The organism is Oceanobacillus caeni, from assembly GCF_019037185.1.
GTDB lineage: Bacteria > Bacillota > Bacilli > Bacillales > Amphibacillaceae > Oceanobacillus > Oceanobacillus caeni.
In genome coordinates, this window is record NZ_JAHHXM010000026.1 from 21,325 (window position 1) to 41,080 (window position 19,756).

The 19,756-nt window shown below is 35.4% G+C and carries 21 protein-coding genes; 18 read left to right on the forward strand and 3 right to left on the reverse strand.

Annotated elements, in window-relative coordinates; translation table 11 throughout:
* Positions 1-3 precede the first annotated feature (3 nt).
* From KM885_RS13090 to KM885_RS13140, 11 genes are all read left to right on the forward strand, one after another.
* Positions 4-1,047: a M14 family zinc carboxypeptidase gene (locus KM885_RS13090; RefSeq protein ID WP_216884139.1), complete on the forward strand. Its 1,044-nt coding sequence runs from the start codon at positions 4-6 to the stop codon at positions 1,045-1,047.
* Between the two features lie 606 nt (positions 1,048-1,653).
* Positions 1,654-2,658 carry a LacI family DNA-binding transcriptional regulator gene (locus KM885_RS13095; RefSeq protein WP_145542968.1) on the forward strand — a complete coding sequence of 335 codons (1,005 nt, stop codon included), beginning with the start codon at positions 1,654-1,656 and terminating at the stop codon, positions 2,656-2,658.
* Between the two features lie 19 nt (positions 2,659-2,677).
* On the forward strand, positions 2,678-3,229 hold the full coding sequence (hxlB, locus tag KM885_RS13100) for a 6-phospho-3-hexuloisomerase (RefSeq protein WP_216884122.1): 552 nt from the start codon (positions 2,678-2,680) through the stop codon (positions 3,227-3,229).
* A gap of 19 nt (positions 3,230-3,248) precedes the next feature.
* Complete coding sequence (locus tag KM885_RS13105; RefSeq protein ID WP_216884123.1) at positions 3,249-3,884, forward strand: bifunctional 4-hydroxy-2-oxoglutarate aldolase/2-dehydro-3-deoxy-phosphogluconate aldolase; 636 nt, start codon at positions 3,249-3,251, stop codon at positions 3,882-3,884.
* Between the two features lie 31 nt (positions 3,885-3,915).
* Entirely contained in the window at positions 3,916-4,941 is a 1,026-nt protein-coding gene (locus KM885_RS13110; RefSeq protein WP_216884124.1) for a TRAP transporter substrate-binding protein, read from the forward strand.
* A 25-nt stretch (positions 4,942-4,966) separates the two neighbouring features.
* Complete coding sequence (locus tag KM885_RS13115; protein ID WP_338113681.1) at positions 4,967-5,452, forward strand: TRAP transporter small permease; 486 nt, start codon at positions 4,967-4,969, stop codon at positions 5,450-5,452.
* A complete protein-coding gene (locus tag KM885_RS13120; protein WP_216884125.1) occupies positions 5,452-6,741 on the forward strand; it encodes a TRAP transporter large permease in 1,290 nt (429 codons plus the stop codon). The genes KM885_RS13115 and KM885_RS13120 overlap by 1 nt, the downstream gene beginning before the upstream one ends.
* Positions 6,742-6,758: 17 nt before the next feature.
* Positions 6,759-7,460: a ribose-5-phosphate isomerase RpiA gene (rpiA, locus tag KM885_RS13125; RefSeq protein ID WP_216884126.1), complete on the forward strand. Its 702-nt coding sequence runs from the start codon at positions 6,759-6,761 to the stop codon at positions 7,458-7,460.
* A gap of 1 nt (position 7,461) precedes the next feature.
* Positions 7,462-8,412: a sugar kinase gene (locus KM885_RS13130; protein ID WP_083452602.1), complete on the forward strand. Its 951-nt coding sequence runs from the start codon at positions 7,462-7,464 to the stop codon at positions 8,410-8,412.
* Positions 8,413-8,427: 15 nt separating this feature from the next.
* A complete protein-coding gene (hxlA, locus tag KM885_RS13135; RefSeq protein WP_047186597.1) occupies positions 8,428-9,045 on the forward strand; it encodes a 3-hexulose-6-phosphate synthase in 618 nt (205 codons plus the stop codon).
* 115 nt (positions 9,046-9,160) lie between these two features.
* A complete protein-coding gene (locus tag KM885_RS13140; protein WP_216884127.1) occupies positions 9,161-9,382 on the forward strand; it encodes a hypothetical protein in 222 nt (73 codons plus the stop codon).
* A 313-nt stretch (positions 9,383-9,695) separates the two neighbouring features.
* Here KM885_RS13140 and KM885_RS18130 read toward each other — a convergent pair whose 3' ends face one another.
* Entirely contained in the window at positions 9,696-9,821 is a 126-nt protein-coding gene (locus KM885_RS18130) for a hypothetical protein (protein WP_255449110.1), read from the reverse strand.
* Between the two features lie 56 nt (positions 9,822-9,877).
* A complete protein-coding gene (locus tag KM885_RS13145) occupies positions 9,878-10,108 on the reverse strand; it encodes a hypothetical protein (RefSeq protein ID WP_047186599.1) in 231 nt (76 codons plus the stop codon).
* A 589-nt stretch (positions 10,109-10,697) separates the two neighbouring features.
* On the opposite strand from KM885_RS13145, the gene KM885_RS13150 reads away from it, so the two are divergent.
* The 3 genes from KM885_RS13150 to KM885_RS13160 all read left to right on the forward strand — a co-directional run bounded on the left by KM885_RS13150 (position 10,698) and on the right by KM885_RS13160 (position 12,185).
* On the forward strand, positions 10,698-11,654 hold the full coding sequence (locus KM885_RS13150) for a hypothetical protein (RefSeq protein ID WP_047186601.1): 957 nt from the start codon (positions 10,698-10,700) through the stop codon (positions 11,652-11,654).
* Between the two features lie 32 nt (positions 11,655-11,686).
* A complete protein-coding gene (locus KM885_RS13155) occupies positions 11,687-11,938 on the forward strand; it encodes a hypothetical protein (RefSeq protein ID WP_047186602.1) in 252 nt (83 codons plus the stop codon).
* Positions 11,939-12,002: 64 nt separating this feature from the next.
* Positions 12,003-12,185, forward strand: coding sequence for a hypothetical protein (locus KM885_RS13160; RefSeq protein WP_060668891.1), 183 nt, complete (start codon positions 12,003-12,005; stop codon positions 12,183-12,185).
* 238 nt (positions 12,186-12,423) lie between these two features.
* Here KM885_RS13160 and KM885_RS13165 read toward each other — a convergent pair whose 3' ends face one another.
* Positions 12,424-14,103, reverse strand: coding sequence for a DUF2207 domain-containing protein (locus KM885_RS13165; protein ID WP_216884128.1), 1,680 nt, complete (start codon positions 14,101-14,103; stop codon positions 12,424-12,426).
* A 262-nt stretch (positions 14,104-14,365) separates the two neighbouring features.
* On the opposite strand from KM885_RS13165, the gene KM885_RS13170 reads away from it, so the two are divergent.
* The 4 genes from KM885_RS13170 (at position 14,366) to KM885_RS13185 (ending at position 19,639) form a co-directional block, all read left to right on the forward strand.
* Positions 14,366-14,938, forward strand: a complete 573-nt coding sequence (locus tag KM885_RS13170) for a helix-turn-helix domain-containing protein (protein WP_216884129.1) — start codon at positions 14,366-14,368, stop codon at positions 14,936-14,938.
* Between the two features lie 451 nt (positions 14,939-15,389).
* Entirely contained in the window at positions 15,390-17,120 is a 1,731-nt protein-coding gene (locus tag KM885_RS13175) for a sigma-54-dependent Fis family transcriptional regulator (protein WP_216884130.1), read from the forward strand.
* Between the two features lie 210 nt (positions 17,121-17,330).
* Positions 17,331-18,317: a 2-keto-3-deoxygluconate permease gene (locus KM885_RS13180; RefSeq protein ID WP_216884131.1), complete on the forward strand. Its 987-nt coding sequence runs from the start codon at positions 17,331-17,333 to the stop codon at positions 18,315-18,317.
* A 29-nt stretch (positions 18,318-18,346) separates the two neighbouring features.
* On the forward strand, positions 18,347-19,639 hold the full coding sequence (locus KM885_RS13185; RefSeq protein ID WP_216884132.1) for a four-carbon acid sugar kinase family protein: 1,293 nt from the start codon (positions 18,347-18,349) through the stop codon (positions 19,637-19,639).
* Positions 19,640-19,756 lie beyond the last annotated feature (117 nt).

Below are 19,756 nucleotides of genomic sequence, written 5' to 3' on the forward strand. Positions count from 1 at the left end.
AAAATGAACAAAAGATTATTAACATTAAGTCTTACGGGGGCCATCGTACTTGGTGGAACATCTATCGCTTCTCCGGTAGTCAATGCGGTTGGGAATGGTCCCAATTATGGCGGCAATGAAACCGTAAATACCTCTATCCTTTCTACCTATCAGGAGTTGGTAGATTATCTAAAGAAACAAGAAGCAAAACAAGAAAAGATGGAATTAGAAGTCATTGGCCAAACTGTAAAAGGCCGGGATATTCACCTTGTGAAATATATCTCTAATCCTGAAAATCCAACGATTCTATATGTAACCCAACAACATGGGAATGAACAATTAACTACAGAAGGAGCACTAGAATTCATAAAACATCTTGGAACAGGAAAAACAAAAGGTGTATTAGATAACGTTAACGTTCTAGTATTACCAATGCTAAATGCAGATGGTGCCATGGGAGACGTTGATTTTCCATTAGACGATTATATTGCAAGTGGCGATCGTCATTTAACTAGATACAATGCTACTGGTACGGATCTAAATCGTGATCATATTGATAAAATCCAACCAGAAACGCAAGCTTTGCATGAAAATGTTTTACAAAAATATGATATAGATTACATGATTGACCTACATCATCAAGGGGCTGACAGGGTAATTAATGGGGATGAATTGGTTTCTGGTTCCATTCTTTACCCAACTACACCTAATGTCGATCCAGAGGTCGTGCATAAGTCTAAACAATTGGGTGCTGTAGTCTACAATGAAATTAATTCAACTGGTTGGGGAAATATTGGAAAATACCAAGGTGGAAGCGCTGAAACAATTGCTCGTAATGGAATTGCCGTCCAATACGATATTGCCACTCTATTATTCGAAATGCGTGGTATGTCTGACCATTCTAATGAATCATCCGTACTTGGCCAAAAGAGTAATGGTTACTTAATAAAACAGACTATCAACACACTTGATTCCACACTAAGAGCTGTTGCAAATGGATCCGTGAACGAACAAGACGTATCTTTCTGGGATACATTACCAGAGCAAACTAGTAAAGATACGGAATAAAGATCTTCTTAGAATCTCGTGACTTTAGTCATAAGAGGTACAGTGCGACTGGTATTATGGTATTTTTAATGGCGTGGGAAGAGTTCTTTTATGCATTAATTCTCACTAAATGTTACGTTAATTGCTAATGATGCGTTATCCCTATGTAAGGGTATGAATAAAAAGGGACTATAAAACGATTACAATGGTTTGTAGTCGTTTTTTTGCATGAGTATAACGATTAATCAAAATGGGGGTCTTCCTTTTTAATCAGGTCTATGCTGTCTAGTCTTTATTATCCAATTAAAATGAAATGTAACTTTTCAATTAGTTCTGTTATTTGGTTAGTAAGTGTATTCCTCTCTTTCTAAAACGCATCCTTATTCTTTTTGAAAGAAACTATCTTTTCCTTATATTTCACCTTCTTTCTCTTCCAATTCGGTAATAATAGTTAAATCATAGATGAATAGAAAGTTAGGAAATTTTAAGTTGTTCAACAGGGTCTGTTACATAAGGGGAGTTTAATTTAAATTAAAAAGTGGTTGTAAAACGGTTACATTTATATTATACTTTTACTAAATCGATTTACTAAACCGGTTTAGCAACTAGAATATGGGAGAATTATATATGAAGAGGATTACAATTTCTGATGTAGCTGAGCATGCGGGTGTATCTAAAAGTACGGTATCTCAGTATTTGAATAAACGATATGATTATATGGGACAAAAAACCAAAGAACGTATTGAACAAGCAGTAAAGGAGTTGGGCTATAGTCCAAATATAATTGCAAGAAGTTTAAAGCAGAAATCAACAATGACAATAGGTGTGATTGTAGCAAATATTTTACATGTTTTTTCGACACAGGTTATACGCGCTATTGAGGATTTCTGTAATGAGAAAGACTTTCATGTAATTATCTGTAATGCTGATGATGATCCTAAGAAAGAGAAGCGTTATATTGAAATGCTTCAATCTAAGCAAGTGGATGGAATTATTGCATTTCCAACGGGAGGTAATGTGGAGCTATATAAAACATTAATCGAGGTCCAATTTCCCGTGGTTTTTATGGACAGAATTATTCCTGGGTTAGAAATTGATACGGTTGCGCTGGATAATGAGAAGGCCTCCTTTCTAGCCGTGGAAGAGTTTTTAAGGAAAGGGTATCGGGAAATAGGAATGTTATCTCCTCCACTAAGAGAAAATGTTACACCAAGAATGGAGCGAATAAATGGTTTTAAAAAGGCATTAGACAATAACCAAATTTTATTTAATCAAAACTATCTTATGGTTGACGAAATTAATAATATTCAGGGGGCCATGAAGAAAATGTTAGAACAAGATAACCCTCCGAAGGCGCTCCTAGCCCTAAATGATAGAGTTTTACATGAAGTATTAGCCTTTACAAAAAAACATCGAATGCATTTACCGGAAGATTTGGCGGTAATTGGAATTGATGAGGTATCCTATGCAAAAATCTATAGTCCGGCATTGACCACTATTCAACAGCCGGCTTTTGATATGGGAAAAAAGGCGGCAGAATTATTATTTAATCGAATTACAAATAAAAATAATTGTACGGGTCCTAAAATTTATCGGTTTGAACCGAAGTTAAATTCAAGGGAATCATGCTAAATCAAAAGGGGAAATAACGATGGAACAAATGATAAAAACAGTTGCAACTGAAGTTAATGAGATTGTACAGCAAATAGACGCAGATGAAACAAAGGTATTAGCAGAAGAGATTCAGAAGGCAAAGCGAATTTTTATTTCAGGTACAGGTCGTTCCGGATTAGTCGGAAAAATATTCGCTATGCGTTTAATGCACAGTGATTACCCTGTCTATGTTGTAGGTGAAACCATTACACCTAGTATTGAACCAAATGATCTTTTGCTTATTATTTCCGGATCCGGAAGCACGGGTTCACTTGTACAGTATGCAAAAAAGGCAAAAGAAGCAGATGCAAAAGTAGCACTAGTAACAACCAATAAGGATTCCGCTATTGGTCAAATCGCCGATCAATCTGTACGGATTCCAGCTGCAACTAAGAAACGTTTGGAAACAGAGCCAAATACAATTCAACCATTAGGAAGTCAATTTGATCAGTCGGCCCACTTATTATTAGATGCGATTGTTGTTTATTTATTACAACATTATCCAAAGGAAAGTCAAAATTTAAATCAAAAACATGCAAATTTAGAATAAGGATAGGAGATATGAATTCATGTCAATTATAGATGAAATTAAAAAGAATAAGATTGTTGCTGTAATTCGTAAATCAAATAAAGAAAATATCGTCCCTATTCTTAAAGCCTTATCCAACGGTGGTGTCAAATCTGTTGAAATTACAGCGGAGACACCAAATGTTGGGAGTATAATTGAAACCGCTGTAAATCAAATTGGAGAAGAAGTTAATATCGGTGCAGGGACTGTATTAGATCCGGAAACGGCAAGAACAGTAATCATGGCAGGTGCCAAATTTATTGTCTCTCCAACATTGAATACAGAGACGTTAAAGCTGACCAATCGTTATGGCATTTTAAATATACCTGGCGTCATGACACCGAGTGAAATCTTAACTGCTTATGAAAATGGGGCACAAATGGTCAAAGTATTTCCAGCAGAAATTTTAGGACCAAATTATATTAAAAATATTCTTGGACCACTTCCATATGTACAAGCAATGGTAACAGGTGGGATTACAATTGAGAATATGAATGAATATCTTGCTAAAGGAAGTGTCGCTGTAGGAATTGGCAGTAATCTAGTAAATGCAAGCAAATTAAAGACCAAAGAAGACTATAATGATTTAACGAAAAGAGCTAATCAATATACTAGTAAGCTAAAAGAACTTGAATGATAACTTCTGACGAAAAAGGGAGGCAAAAAAGATGAATAAATTTAAGGGTGCTTTCATTGCGGCTATTCTTTTAGGTATTATGGTCTTGACTGGATGTAATACACAACAGGTCGATGCGGATGGGGATGGAAAAATTAAAATTATTGCAGCTCATAACCAAACATCACCGGATAATCCATATCAGACTGGTTTATTAAAATTTAAGGAAGTTGCCGAAAAAGAATCGAATGGGACAATTGAAGTTGAAGTACATGCTGGGACAATTGGAACCGAAGAATCACAGCTTGTAGAGAAACTTCAATTGGGTGCTGCTGATGTCATCGTTGTTTCACCTGGTTTTATGACGCAAACAGGGATCAAGGAAGTAGATTTATTTTCAGCGCCATATTTATTTAATAGTTACGACCATTGGTTACAAGCGGTTGATGGTGAAGTAGGAAATAAGATGGCGGAAATTATCAATGAAAAATCAAATAATTCCTTTAAAGTACTAGGTTATTGGACAGCTGGAGTTAGACATTATTATGGAAAGAAACCGATAGAAACAGTAGAAGATCTTAAAGGTGTTTCACTTCGTACCCAAACATCTGGAGTTGTTTCCGACTTTTGGACTACAACTGGTGCAATTCCATCCTCTATTTCTTGGGGGGAACTTTACCAAGGCTTGCAGCAAGATGTTGTTGATTCTTCAGAAAACGCCTATCCGTTCTTTGTGCAACAAGCTCATCATACCACTTCAAACGGCAAATACATTACAGAAACAGCACATGATTATACAACCAGATTTTTCTTAATAAATGGAGAAAAGTTTGATCAGTACTCCGGCGAACAGCAAGAAATAATTCTAAAAGCTGCAAAGGAATCTATTGAAGCAGAGAGAGAATCAACACTTTTGCAGGACGAAGAATATAAGAAAAAGGCGATTGATGATGGTGCGATTGTTAATGAGATTGATAGACAACCATTTATTGAGATTGCTAGACCAATCTTGAATGATTTCGCAAAAGAGATAGGTGTAGAAGATTTATTAAAGGATATTTATGAACTAGATAAATAAAGCGTTATCATAAGGAGGTAATACCGTGAAACGTTTCGTACAGGCGCTTGATAAGATACAAATGATTGTTGGTTCTATATTTCTATGTATTTTCTTCCTCGTTATTATATTACAAATTGTCACAAGGCATTTAGGAATTTCTGTTATTTGGACAGAAGAAGTAGCAAACTATTCTTTTATTTGGGCGATATTGATGGGATCTTCTGTGATGGTAAATCGTAGAGAACATTTTAATTTTGACTTTATTCAACGAAAATTAACGGGGGCTAAAGGTGCAACATTGAATATAGTAATTGATTTGATTCTTGTTGCATTTAATATTGTTATCTTTTTATTAGGTATTCAAGTTGTAACAGAGTTCTGGAATTATACATGGGTAACGATCCCCGAAATGAAGATGGGTTATATTTGGATTGCTATTCCAATAATGGCTGGAACCATGATTATTTATTCCTTTTCTCATTTAATGAATCATATGAAGGCGTTAAAATCGGGGGAGGTAAGTAGCTAATGGCTATATTATTAGTAGGATTATTTCTTATTCTAATGTTCATCGGTGTTCCAATTGCTTTTGTAATTGGGATAGTAGCCTTATTAGGTATCTTCGGAATGCCATATACACCGGAAGCTACCGTACCAATGAAAATGGTGAATGGTCTGGATTCATTTGTACTGCTAGCTATTCCATTATTTATTCTAGCCGCCAACTTGATGAATTCCGGAAAAATATCAGAAAAGTTAATCGACTTTGCTATGTCGATTGTTGGACCGATTCGTGGGGCATTGGCACATGCGAATATTTTGGTATCCATGATGTTTGCTGGGGTTTCAGGTGCAGCTCAAGCAGACGCTGCAGGTATGGGTAAAATTCTTATACCAAGTATGGTGAAGAAAGGCTATGACAAGGAGACAGCTGTTGCGGTAACGGCTGCATCCTCTACGATTGGAGTAGTAATTCCGCCAAGTATACCAATGATCATTTTCGCGGGATTAACAAATGCATCTATTGGTGCTTTATTCCTAGGTGGAATCGTTCCTGGAATCTTAATCGGTCTTGGGATGATGTTATTCGTTTATTTTATTGCTATAAAAAGAAATTATCCAAAAGAAAAACGTGTTCCGATAAAGAGAATTGCTAAATTATTTTTAGAGTCTTTACCTGCATTATTCACACCTATTATCATTATTGGTGGAATAATCAGTGGGTTTTTCACAGCTACAGAAGCAGCAGCTGTTGCATCCGTTTATACATTATTAATTAGTATGTTTTACTATAAAACATTGAAACTCAATGATCTTCCAAGAATAATAATGGACACGCTCGCACTAAGTTCTCTTTCGTTATTTGCCTTGGCAACAGCAAGTGCACTTGGTGAATTAATGAGCTACTACCAATTGGGAACGATTGCACAAGACTTCTTCGCTAATAATGTAGGTTCATCTTGGATATTCATTCTTATTGTTATACTTTTCTTCTTATTTATTGGTACTTTTATGGATGCGATTCCAGCAATGATTTTATTTGTTCCAATGATTTTACCAACTGCTATTGAGTTTGGAATAGAACCAGTTCAATTAGGATTAATTATCGTTATTACATTAGCAATTGGACTAGCTACCCCGCCATATGGGCTTGTCTTATTAATTTCAGCTAAAATCGGAAACTTATCTATAGAAAGGTCATTTGTTGCTGTTCTTCCGTATTTAGCGATTATATTAGTTATCTTATTATTAATAGCTTTTCTACCGGGCTTGGCATTTGCTATCCCAAAATGGTTGAATCCTAGCCTATTTGGTTAATAAAAGGAGTTCTGTAAATGATAGATAAAGAGATTCTTGATAAAAAGTTAGCCGCGGAAGCATCACTAGAATATGTGGAAGACGGAATGGTTATTGGATTAGGTTCAGGTTCCACGGTTAATTGGATGTTAAAAAAACTAGGTGAACTTGTTAAAGACGGGCTATCTATTCAGGGTATCCCTACCTCACAAAGGACGGAGCGCCTAGCAAGAGAATTGGGTATCCCTTTAACAGACTTTTCCGAGGTAACAAAGGTTGATATCGCAATTGATGGTGCGGATGAAGTGGATGGAAATCTAAACCTTTTGAAAGGTGGGGGTGGATCCCTTGTTAGGGAGAAAATCGTGGATTCAGCCAGTGATAAGCTGATTATCATAGTTAATGATAAAAAAATAGTATCTACATTAGGTGATTTTCCATTACCAGTTGAAGTTGTACCATTCGGTTGGGAAGTGACCGCTAGAAAACTTGAGGCACTGGGATGTGCCCCAACGTTAAGAAAAGGGAAAAATCAAATCTTTATCTCGGATAATGGTAATTATATTCTAGATTGTAAGTTTGAAAAAATAAGCAACCCAAAAGAACTACATGAATCATTGAAAGAAACAGTAGGTGTTGTTGAAACTGGTCTATTTATTTCGATGGCAGATCAAGTCATTGTTTCTGTTAATAATGATATAAAAATATTGACAAATGAAAAGGGATTTGGAGGTAGCTAGGTTGAATGACGTAATTACAATTGGGGAAGCAATGATTACATTTAATCCCGAATCAACTGGTCCATTGAAATTTATTAATCGATTTGAAAAAAAGGTAGGAGGAGCAGAGCTAAATTTAGCCATCGGTGTTTCCCGATTAGGTCTGAAAGCTGGTTGGATTAGTCGATTAGGAAATGATGAATTTGGAAAATATATTAAAACTTTTGCTCGTGGCGAAGGAATTGATGTATCACAAGTAGCACACGTGAATGGGTATCCAACTTCCTTGAACTTTAAAGAAATCAGAGAAGATGGAAGTGGAAAGACATTCTATTATCGTAACCAATCACCAACATTGACATTAGGTCCAACTGATTTGGATGAAGTATTTTTTAAGCAAGCAAAGATCTTACATCTTACTGGTATCTATCCAGCAATCGGCGAAATTAATAAACAGGTTATTTTTAAAGCCATTGATTTAGCAAAGAAACATAGCTTAAAGATCTCCTTTGATCCGAATATTCGACTTCGCATGTGGAGTAAAGAAGAAGCTAGTAAGGTCTTATATGAAATTCTCCCACATGTTGATATTTTATTGGCCGGCGCTGAGGAAATGGATATCATTATTGGAGAAAAGGATCCTGACCGTATCATTGAAAAGGCTAAAGAACTTGGTATCTCCTATGTTGCCATTAAACAAGGGGATAAAGGCTCCGTTGGATATCACGACGGGGAAACGATTCTTTCCCCAGCTATTAAGGCAAGCAAAGTTGCTGATACAGTAGGGGCTGGTGATGGCTTTAATGCAGGTTTCTTATATGGCATTATAAATGGATGGACACTAGATAAAACCCTACATTTTGCTAATACGATTGGATCAATGGTAGTTAGCGTGTTAGGTGATAATGAAGGATTACCATATTATGAAGATATTCAGGAAAAGCTAGGTGAAATTGAAGCAATTGAAAGGTAAAATAGAGGTGCAACCATGAAATTACAGTTAGCATTGGATAGGTTAACGAAAGAGCAATGTTTTCAACTCGTAACGGATACAAAGGAAAGTATTGATATTATTGAAATAGGTACAGGTGTCATTAAGGAATACGGTATGTCCATTGTTCGAGACATGAGGGAGCAATTTCCTGATAAAGAAATTTTGGCTGATATGAAAACCTGTGATGCCGGGAAACATGAAACTCTACAAGCATTTGATGCAGGTGCAGATATTACGACGGTCATGGCATTTTCCGCCATCCCTACTATTAAAGACACGTTGAATGTAGCGAAGGAAATGGACAAACGAATCATGATTGATTTATTAGAATGTCATTCCAAAGATAGAATAAGAGAGCTAGAGAATATTGGAACTGATCTAGTAAGTTTACACGTTGGGAAAGATAAGCAAACAGAGGGAACGTTTAATACAGAACTATTTACTTTGGTTAATGGATTTAATTTTGAAGTTGCGGTTGCTGGAGGAATTAACTTAGATACCATCCCAGAAATTGTAAAGGAAAAGCCGGATATTATTATCGTCGGAAGTGCGATAACTAAGGCAGAGGATCCAGCAAAAGTAGCCAAAGAAATGCGACAAATGTTAGTTTAACATTCTTGGAAATTCAATATGATATGCTGTGGTGAGTTTTATTTTGAGAATGTTACTTTTATAAACTACCTAATATATTGGCAGTCTGCAGAATTATATTTCTGCAGACTTTTTGATGTGGAATCTTTATTTAAAGGTTGAAAATGAAGACAATAAGGACCTTTATTTAAAAAATAAGGGAGGTAGGAAATATGAACGAAAAATTAGACCAATAAAAAAGGATTTAACAGAAATTAAATTCAGTCAACGACGATTATCTAAAGATAACGTTACTAGTCTCAGACAATATTCTAGTAAGTTTGAAAAATATGTTGAAAGCACAACAGGATTATTTTAAACAGCGGGTTATAAACTAAACTTGAATCGGAAATGGAGCGATTTACCCACCAATGAAATTAAAGGAGACATATTGGCCAATGGTAACAGATTCTTAACTAACCACCTTACACAGTCGTACTGTTGTGCTTATTATTATTATTTTGTGTTGAACATGTTTTATATTTCCGAATTTCTACAAATCAATTGAATGGATTGTCGATATTCCCCGGGAAATGAAATATTTCCTCATGGATTTTTGGGGAATGATGGTGAATATGGGGATTCTTGTTCCTTTGCACAGTACTACTCGCATTTTTCGATATAAATAGCTGTTAATGTTTAATAAAGTAATCATATTTATTATCTGGATAAATAGAAAAGCCTTGTTTCTTAAAATACGTTTGAATGGAATCTTTAAGGTAAGCCGCTATAGGTGGAAGTTCAAAGGTATTCCTCATATCGTCTAACTCTAATAAGGATTGAATTGCTGATTTTCTTTATAGTAAATTCATAGCTATCTTCTTAACATTTCATTTATTTCTTCTTCAGAAAGAATGGGATTATGTTTATTCAAACCTTCCTGTAACTTTTTTTCCTCAACTGAGTCTGAAACAATATAATAATCATTTTTATTTACTTCCTCAATTTCTAACAGTACATACTTTTTGTTGTCGACTTGAAAATAAGAATGGCCATTTTTAATTGCCTCTTTAAGATCTTCTTGTTCAATCTTTATAGGTTTCACTTTTCTTCAGCACTCCTAAAAAAAAATATTACCATAATTATAAATGGTTTTAATAAAAAAGAAAGGTGAGAAGAGCCAGGAAATCCAAAATGTAAAAGGGTTGGGGGGGGATTTCGGATACAGAACCATTAGATTCAGATTAAGGTTACCCCCCTGTTTAAAGTTTTCCTCTCTCTTTTATGCAAAAACTCTATATCTACAATCCAACCCCTCCAAATTTTACATTCCAACTACACCAAAACAATAAAATAGCCTTTCATTACAAATCCGTTTTCATAATTTAGCTTTTTGACACATTCCTAATACTTCAGTATTTTTTATCTAGATGTTAGAGAAGGATTGGTTGGAAACGGTTTAGGTTACGAACAAGTAATAAGAGCAATAAAAAGAGCTGCTGCAGGAGGGCATAATGTACAAATAGTTGATACTCCCGGATGTGAAAAAGTTTGCTTTCTGAAACATTTCCTTCGATTCTTCCACCCTACAACAGGAAAGTCACAAGATGATGATATAGGTCAAATTCCACTACCTTATAAAGAAAAAAGGTTTACTATAAAGATTTACAAATTTTATAGAAAGGAAATATAATATGTCAGAGTTTTGGATAAGCTACACTATTGGTTTAATTATTATTGTAATCATTTTATTAATACTTCATAACGTGTATCAAAAATACTTTAAAAAAAGTACCACTGATTTTTTAAAATATATGATCCCGATTGTCTGCATAGGTTTTGCAGTAGTTATTATTATTGGAAACTTGGATACAATCATTTATCCAGAACCAATAGGTGATCAAACTCTAGGGGGATATTTAATTAGCAATAAAGCAATCTTACACCTATTGTTGTATATTGGTATACTTATATTGTTATCAGTAGTTTGGTTAATCACAACGTTCCCATTTGCTACAAGTGGATTAAAAAAATTCTCGGGTTTTGGCGTAACGGCAGAATTTAGAGAAAAATTGAATGAGGTTGTTGAAAGTCGCTCTATTATAAACGAAATGGCTAATGTGAGAGAAACAATTCTAAACCTTGTTACTTCCAAAGCGTACTTTGAAGAAACATTAAGCCCTGCTATTGATCAAAATGGAAATATCAATACGGATATGTTATTTAATGGGGTATTAAAAACCTTTGAAAGTTTCTATAAAAAAAGCCAGTCGGAAATTAAAATCAAATATCATTTGCAATTAATTGATAATAATAATCTAGCGGCTTCAAAAGAAACCGTTAAAGAATTACAACAAGAAATGACTATTGCTTTTAATGAAGTGATGAGAAAGAGACAACCCTATTTGTGGCAAGCTACTTTAGCTATTCCATTCTCTCCATTTGATATGGAAGAAACGCAGAATTCATATTATATTTTATGTATGCACTCTGCACATATCTACTTTAATGATAGTGATATTGATTTTATAAACTCTATTATAAAGATTATAGAAAACTTTGTGGATTTGGAATGGTATAAAGGAAGCGGAAAAGAGGTTGAAAATGAGGCCGGAGAAACAACTGAATCTAGTGGAGTTACCGAATATTAAATGATATAATTTTTTTTAGGAGGTCGATTTTTATGTCTGATTCCCAATCTGTAGTACTGGACACTAAGAACAGAGAAGGTAGAGAAAATAGAAGACGAGGAATAAGAAGGATTGTTAATTCTGCTTCCAATAATCAACAAGTAAATCATTTGTCTAGTGAGGTTGGAAGAAACATTGACAGATTAGTTGATGAAGAAATTAGAAAAAATGGTTACAGACGCGAAAATGACCCATTTGTACGAGATATGTATAAGCTGATGAGAAAATATGGAATGAGATTATAAATAAAAATAGAAAATCATAAAATAACCAAAATAATCATACAATAAGCGAAGGGGGTGTGATGTTTTGGTTATTTTAAATTTCCCAAGAAGAAAAGTTATAACTAGTGAAAAAAAGCTCATTTTAGGTTCGAACAAACAAGCATATGTGAATCAGCAACGTATTCAAGAAATGATGGATAAGAAAGGTTATAAAAGAGAAAATGACCCTTTAGTTAAGGCTATGAATAGTCTCCTTTCGAAATTATGAATAGGCGAATAAAAAAATTAGAAAAAGGTGTTAGATCCCATAGGCATAAAATGCCATATCACCAGTCAAGTCATTGCCATCGAATGGCTTTAACAAAAGGAGGATGGGAGAGGTAGCTTAGGAAGACGCTATTTTAAAATGTAAAAATAGAACAATAACATTTCGAAAACCAGTAGAATTATTCTACTTTTCATTAATCATAAGTTATCAATCATAAACCAAACACGGTAGTCCAAAGTTAAAATGCGCCAGAACCTCCACCACCTCCACCAACACCTGTACCAGTACCCGGTGTAACTGTTGACGATTGGGCAGAAATTTCGGTTGCTGAATGAAAGCTTGTGGTAGCCGAACTAGATATGGCCAAAAGTAAGAACATGTTTGTTGGACTAGCCAAAGAGTCATTCATCGCATAGATCAACGATTTGTTTTTTTCTATTAATTTATTATCATTTAATCCCGTGCAAAAGATAAGCGCACGCTCTTTGTCATCATCTGGCCATGTGTCCCAAGTGTGTGATGTTGTTGTTTCAAATTTCTCCTTTAACTGTTTCCATTGATTTTTAATGGTATATCCCTTTACTGTCATTGGGCGATAGGTGATCGAAAACATAAATAACGCTCCCATTAATATAGCAAATAAGAAAAACCACATATATAATTCATGAATAATGAAGATAATCATTATTGAAATACATAAGAAGCCAACTATTCCTGTCAACCAACGGAGTTTTAACTTTTTCTCAGTTAAGCCGTGAGAGTGAATCTCTTCTTTTACTAGCGTTAGCCAATGCCGTATTTGATTTTGGAGGCTTTGTTGATTTTTACCTTTATTAACATACTCATCCAATTTTTCGAATGTAAATACACCGTTTTTTCCCACTTTATCAAATAAGAAGTGGATAAGGTGGTCCTCATGATGGTAGTCTGTCATTGGATTGAATAAATGATAATTATCCTCTTTTTTCTTTTGTATATTTCCCTTTCTCACAAGGTCCATTAGCCCTACTGTTAGCATTTCTGCATATGGAATAGAATTATTTCGATAAAAGTAAACCGTTGCTGGCATACTCATTACTTGTTTAGGGACAAAGGAATAAAAGGAATTTTTACGTTGTGCTTCTAGAGCAATGTGTTGGCGTTTCCTCCAAGCAGAGAATAATAAAACCAACAAATAGAGTGTGAAAGCCGTGAATAGGTAAGGAGCTATCCTACTTAGCCCTTCTTTTCGATTTTCGAAGGCTACTTGTTTGTCAATCATTGCTTGTTTTTCTAATAATAGTTTTTCACGAATCGGAACGTTATTGTGTACAGGGGCAGTTGGAAATAATTCCTGATCATAGGCGACACGGATATCTCCTTTTTCGCCATTATCTACCATTCCCATTTGAAAAATTACCGTTCCATTATCCTCCATATGTTCCGTGCCTTCTGCTTCGTCATAACCTATGGCAATGGCATCATCGGTTTCTTGAGGTGGGTGAACATAGATGGTTAGATTTTCGTAATCTGACTCATTACTCGTATCAAAGAAGGGCCAATAAAATTGAGCCATATCAGAATATACTTCGATCCCATTCTCAATCAAATAGGAAAGCTCAATCGTTATCATTTCATTTTTCCCGGTACGGTAAATCTTATATGTTTCTCCTTCTTGTTCCATCTTTAAAGGTGATCCATTTTCTGTGGCTTCAAAATTCGTGATGGAAGTTCCATCCTGTGGAATAAGACTACGTATGATTCCATTAAACTTTCCGTCAAATTCATATGTGTGAGTCTCCCTTACTTGTACACTACCATTCTCTTTTAGATAGGCATGAATATCGGATTGGTTGATGGAAAAATCAACTGCGAATACTTGTAATGGAAAAAGAAGTGTGGCCATGGCTATAAAAAGAAATCCAAATGTTTTTTTCATAAAATTCCCCCTAGTTTTCCTACTATACATACGATTGAAAGAAGAAGAGGTTTCATTAAAGTCACGGAGCCAGATTCCATGTCTTGATAATAACGGATAAGTTTGTAGGTCTATATACCTGTGTTTTTAATTTTATCCCCTTACATAATCCCATTGTCCTATGTTATAGTGTTTTAGAATGAATTTTTTCCATGGAATTCCAGTTGGAGGGTGTAAAAGTTCATATAAAAAATATTTATTTAGAAAGGTGTTGGTGAGAAGAGTGAGAAGAAGTTGGACTTCGGATGAAATTACATATTTAAAAGATAATGTAGGTTTATATAAACTTACAACGATTGCCCAAAATCTAGATCGTTCTTATGAATCTGTGAGGGTTAAGATGACGAGAATTTATCTATCAAATACAAAATCACAGACGGGTTATCTCACATTTCACGAATTGGCTACACTTTTAAAGGTAGATCGAAATACTGTCAAGGGCTGGGCGGAGAATCATAACTTACCATACTTCAAAAAAGCCACAAGAGCACGTAAATATTTCTATTTTGTAGATCCGTCTGATTTTTGGGAATGGGCAGAGCAACATAAAGATAAAGTTCAATTTTCCGATATTGATCCCCACAGCATCCCCCCTGAACCGGAATGGGTAGAGAACGAAAGAAGGAAGGATAAGTGTACTACGAAGAAAAGGCGTTATCAAAAATGGACAACGAAAGAGGAAACCTTACTTATAAAGTTACGTGAGAAGGGGTTATCTTATAAAGAAATTGGGGAACAAATGGGGAGGACTGCCATTAGTGTTGAACGGCGATATAAAAGGATTTTGGGAAAATAGGTTGAAAGATTAAAGAGGTCAATTCCGTATAAAGGGAATTGACCTTTAATTTCACTATTATATTTTGATTGCTGAAATCTAGGAAATGTACCGACAAGCAGCTGTAATTCCCCTGAATGTGCGATAGCTGTCCATTTAATCGTGCCGTGATCATTCACTTCTCACATCATACACACCCTTTATTAGAATATTGATTATAACACCAAAATAATAAATGGATGTTAGAACAATCACAAAAACTAATGGTGTTTAAATCAATAAAATGATGGTTTATTGCATGCATGTAGTCATGTTGGTCATGTCACTTTGGAACAGAAGTAAATCTGTAATACACCCAAAAGTTAGATGTCTACTCTAACTTTTGGGGGGAGCGTACTATGCTTGTGTCTCCTCCCGTTCTATGGGATAATAAAACCACTGTTTAAAAATGCAACAAACGAGGTGTGTTCTGATGATAAAAGCACTTTTTATTGCTCCCTATACAGGGTTAGCGGAAACGGTTAAAAAGACCAATGTTCCTAATGATTTTGATATAGATGTTGAGGTTGCTAACCTAGAAGATGCGATTGATATTGCTGAACGTGCCGAAAAGGACAAGTATGACATAATCATAAGTCGTGGTGGTACCGCCTCGCTGATTCAGGAAATTGTATCCATTCCAGTTATTCATGTCGATATTAGTGGGTATGATTTGCTTCGTGTTTTTACGTTTATTCGGGAAATGAATGAAGGGGTGGCACTTGTAGGGTTTGAAAACATTACCCGAGGTGCTGGGATATTGTGTAATATAATGGAATACGATGTCCAAGTGGTTACTGTGAAAAATAGCAATGACGTGGTCCCAACATTGGAAAAGTTGAAGAACCAAGGATTTACCGTTGTACTAGGAGATACGATTACGATACAGGAAGCGGAAAAAATAGGTTTACGGGGGATATTAATTACGTCTGGAAAAGAAGCTGTTATGGATGCGTATGATGAGGCTAGGCGGTTATACCGTTTATTTAAAGGTGTAACAAGACAAATAAATGAATATCATCATATCTTACAATCCCTGCCATTCCCGTTTGTTTTAGTTAATAATGAGAAAGAAATTTTGGATAAAAATAGTTTATTTGATAATGAACTCCTTCAACATAATGTGTTGATTCCTGATGTTTGGAAAGTTGTGAAGCGTGTTTTAGAACGTGGACAAAATGAATGGGCTGAAATAGAAGGGGAATCTAAAGGATATGTGGTACAGGTTTTTCCTGTTAAAGAGAAATTGATGGCAGGAATTATTGTACACTCCTCCTTTAAATTAGTTAAGAAAAGTTATCAAATCAATCACTGTTCTGCTCGTTTACCAATTATTGGTGACAGTCGTCAGGCGGAAAGTTTGCGGAGTAATTTAAATAAATATGCATTGACGGATGTCCCTATTATGATTGTGGGCGAAGCCGGAACAGGGAAAAGCACGATAGCTCAGGCTATACATTTTGAACGATTTGGACAGGATCATCCCATTGTTTTTGTGTGGGGGAACCGTTTAAATGATTTGGAGTGGGAAGAGCTCAACCGTACATTGTTCAAGATACAGAAAGGGACTCTTCTTATCAAGAACATAGAAGAACTTTCCAAACAAACACAGTATAAATTATTGGATCTTTTAAATCAAATTCCAGGAAAAATAAAAGTAATCTCTTTAGTAAATTATGCCTTGGATTCCAAGGTTCAACAAGGACAATTTCTTAAGGAATTATATGAAAAACTATCTAACCTTCCTTTGTACGTAGTTCCATTAAGAGAAAGGAAAGGGGATATCGCAACATTTATAGGCTATTTTCTATCCGATTTTCATGCAGAAAGTGGAAATGAAACATTAGGTATGAAAAAAGAAGCGATGGATTATTTGAAACAATTTGATTGGCCAGGGAACTTTACCCAGTTGAAAAATGTGATTAATGAATTAAGTATGACGACTTCAGATTTATATATAGAACTGAATCATGTAATAGACGTTCTGTCACATTTAGAAACAGGAGATACTGTTGAAGAAAATGTACCAAGTAACCAAACATTAGAAGAAATAGAAAAAGTGGTTATTAGAAAAGTGCTTGAAGAAGAGAATCATAATCAAACCAAAGCGGCGAAACGACTAGGGATTAGTCGAACGACATTATGGAGAAAATTAAATTCATAGAGCAATAAAAAGAAGAGATGGGAGACTGTCTCCTTTTTTATTTGTTTAAAAATGTAACGAAAATATCTTTATTGAGATCATTCAATAGGTTCGTTTTTTATAAATAGTGTTGCAATATATATATTTTTAGTATAGAATTGCTTATGCAAACGCTTAATAAAATAATAATCGTTACATAATTAAACGATTCGTATAAAAGGGGAGATATTTATGAAAATTAAAGCTACATTAGAAAAGATTCCAGGTGGTATGATGGTTGTTCCATTGTTGCTTGCTGCAACAATCAATACGTTTGCGCCGGATTTATTAAGGATAGGAAACTTTACAGAAGCGTTATTTGTGGATGGAGCAAGTACATTAATCGCTTTGTTCTTACTATTTACAGGTGCACAAATTAACCTAAAAAACGTAGGGGTTAGTCTTGGGAAAGGGGCAACCCTCTTATTAACGAAATGGGTTGTTGGTGCAATTGTTGGTTTAATTGCGTTTATGTTTGCTGGTGATGATGGACTATGGTTGGGACTTGCACCAATTGCCATTATTGCTGCGATGACCAATAGTAATGGTGGTTTATATGTTGCGTTAGTTGGACAGTACGGAGATAAGACAGACCGTGCGGCGTATTCTTTATTGGCATTAAATGACGGTCCGTTTTTAACGATGGTTGCATTAGCTATTTTTGGCGCAATGGGATTTGTTGATGGTATGTTCTCCATTGTTTCCTTTATTTCCGTATTATTACCAATCGTTATTGGTATGGTTTTAGGTAATCTAGACGAGGATATGCGCGACTTCTTTAATCAAGGAAGTTCTGTACTAATTCCATTTTTTGCATTTGCATTAGGAATGGGAATTAACTTTGAGAGCATTATCGAAGGTGGATTATCCGGTATTATAGTTGGTTTATTAACTGTATTTGTTACTGGTACTGCGGGTTACTTTGTATTTAAAGCTATGAAATGGAATCCGATTGCTGGCGTTGCTGAAGGATCCACAGCTGGTAATGCTGTAGCAACACCTGCTGCTATCGCTGCAGCTAGCTCTGCATTTGCTGCAAATGTTGAACTTGCAACTGTTCAAGTTGCTGCATCTGTAGTGACAACGGCCATTTTACTACCTATTTATCTTGGATTTCTTGTGAAAAGACTGGAGAAAAAAGGTATTCGAGTGCCAGATGATTATGTGGTCGATAAGTAATTCATAAAAGCTGAGGGTGATGGAACAACATGGATAGACCGATAGGAATTATTGCGGATGATTTGACAGGTGCAAATGATAGTGGAATTCAATTAACGATGAAGGGAATCCATACATCGGTTTACTTTGAAATTCCAACTCATCATCATCATTTATCAAGTGGGATTGTGATTGACACGAATTCTCGAGCGTTATTAAAGGAAGAAGCTGTTTCCGCTGCGAAACACGCTTCCTTGTTTTTAAAAGAAGCTGGATATAACCATATTTATAAAAAAATGGATTCTACATTAAGAGGACATACAGGGTTAGAGTTAAAGGCAATTAGGGAAGTTTTTGATCCTGAATATGTTGTTGTTGCTCCGGCGTTTCCGGCGCTTGGTCGAACAACAAAGGATGGAATACATTATGTAAATGGGGAGAAAATAGTGGATACGGAATTTTCCAAGGATCCAAAACACCCTGTTACAACTTCTTTTATTCCAGCTTTACTTGAAAATGAAACGAAAGAGCCAATTGGTCAATTAACAAGGGCGGACTATGAGAAAGACTCGTCCAAATTTCAAGAAAAGCTAAAGTCTTGGAAAGATCGTGGCGTAACGTATATTGTTTGCGATGCGGAAACACAGGATGATTTACGAATGGCTGCAAAACGTATCGCCTCCATATCCAAAAATGTGATATGGGCAGGATCTGCTGGGTTAGCAGAAGTGCTTCCAGAAGTACTGGGATTCGGTCAACAGGTTGGGGAGCAAGAATTTTCAATATCTCAACAAGTTATGACCGTTTGTGGTAGCCTGTCGCAAGTAACACAAAATCAAGTCAAATATGCTGCGAAGCAATCTAATATCACGGCTGTTGAGGTAAATACGGTAGAAATATTTACTGAAGAATGGGATATACATAAGAATCACTATATAAAAGAATGTCTAACTGGATTACGCCAAGGAAATGATATTGTTCTTTTCGTGCCTTCGAATGAAACGATTCGACAAGTAGTGAAACAGGTTGGAAACAGTTTAGAGCTAACTGGTAACCAAATTGGGGAAAAGATATCTCACGCATTAGGAGAACTTACTGTTAGAGTAGCGGAAGAAGCGGAGCAACTCACTGGTTTTGTACTTACAGGTGGGGATACGGCAAAAGATATTTCTCGTCAATTGGGTGGTATCGGTTTTCAGTTGGTGAAACAGATAGAAGCGGGAATTCCATTAGGATCTTTAATTGGAACTGAAAAGGAATATTTCGCGGTAACGAAAGCTGGTGCATTTGGGAAAGAAGATTCTATTTATCGTGCTATGCAAGAATTAAAGGGAGTTCGGTGAAAATCGATTGTTTGGATAAGGTGAAGAAGAGGGACATTTGACTGTCACTCTGGATATAAATCTTTTTGTACATAAGTTTTTTTCATAATAAATATAGTTCTATGAAATTCAACGTAT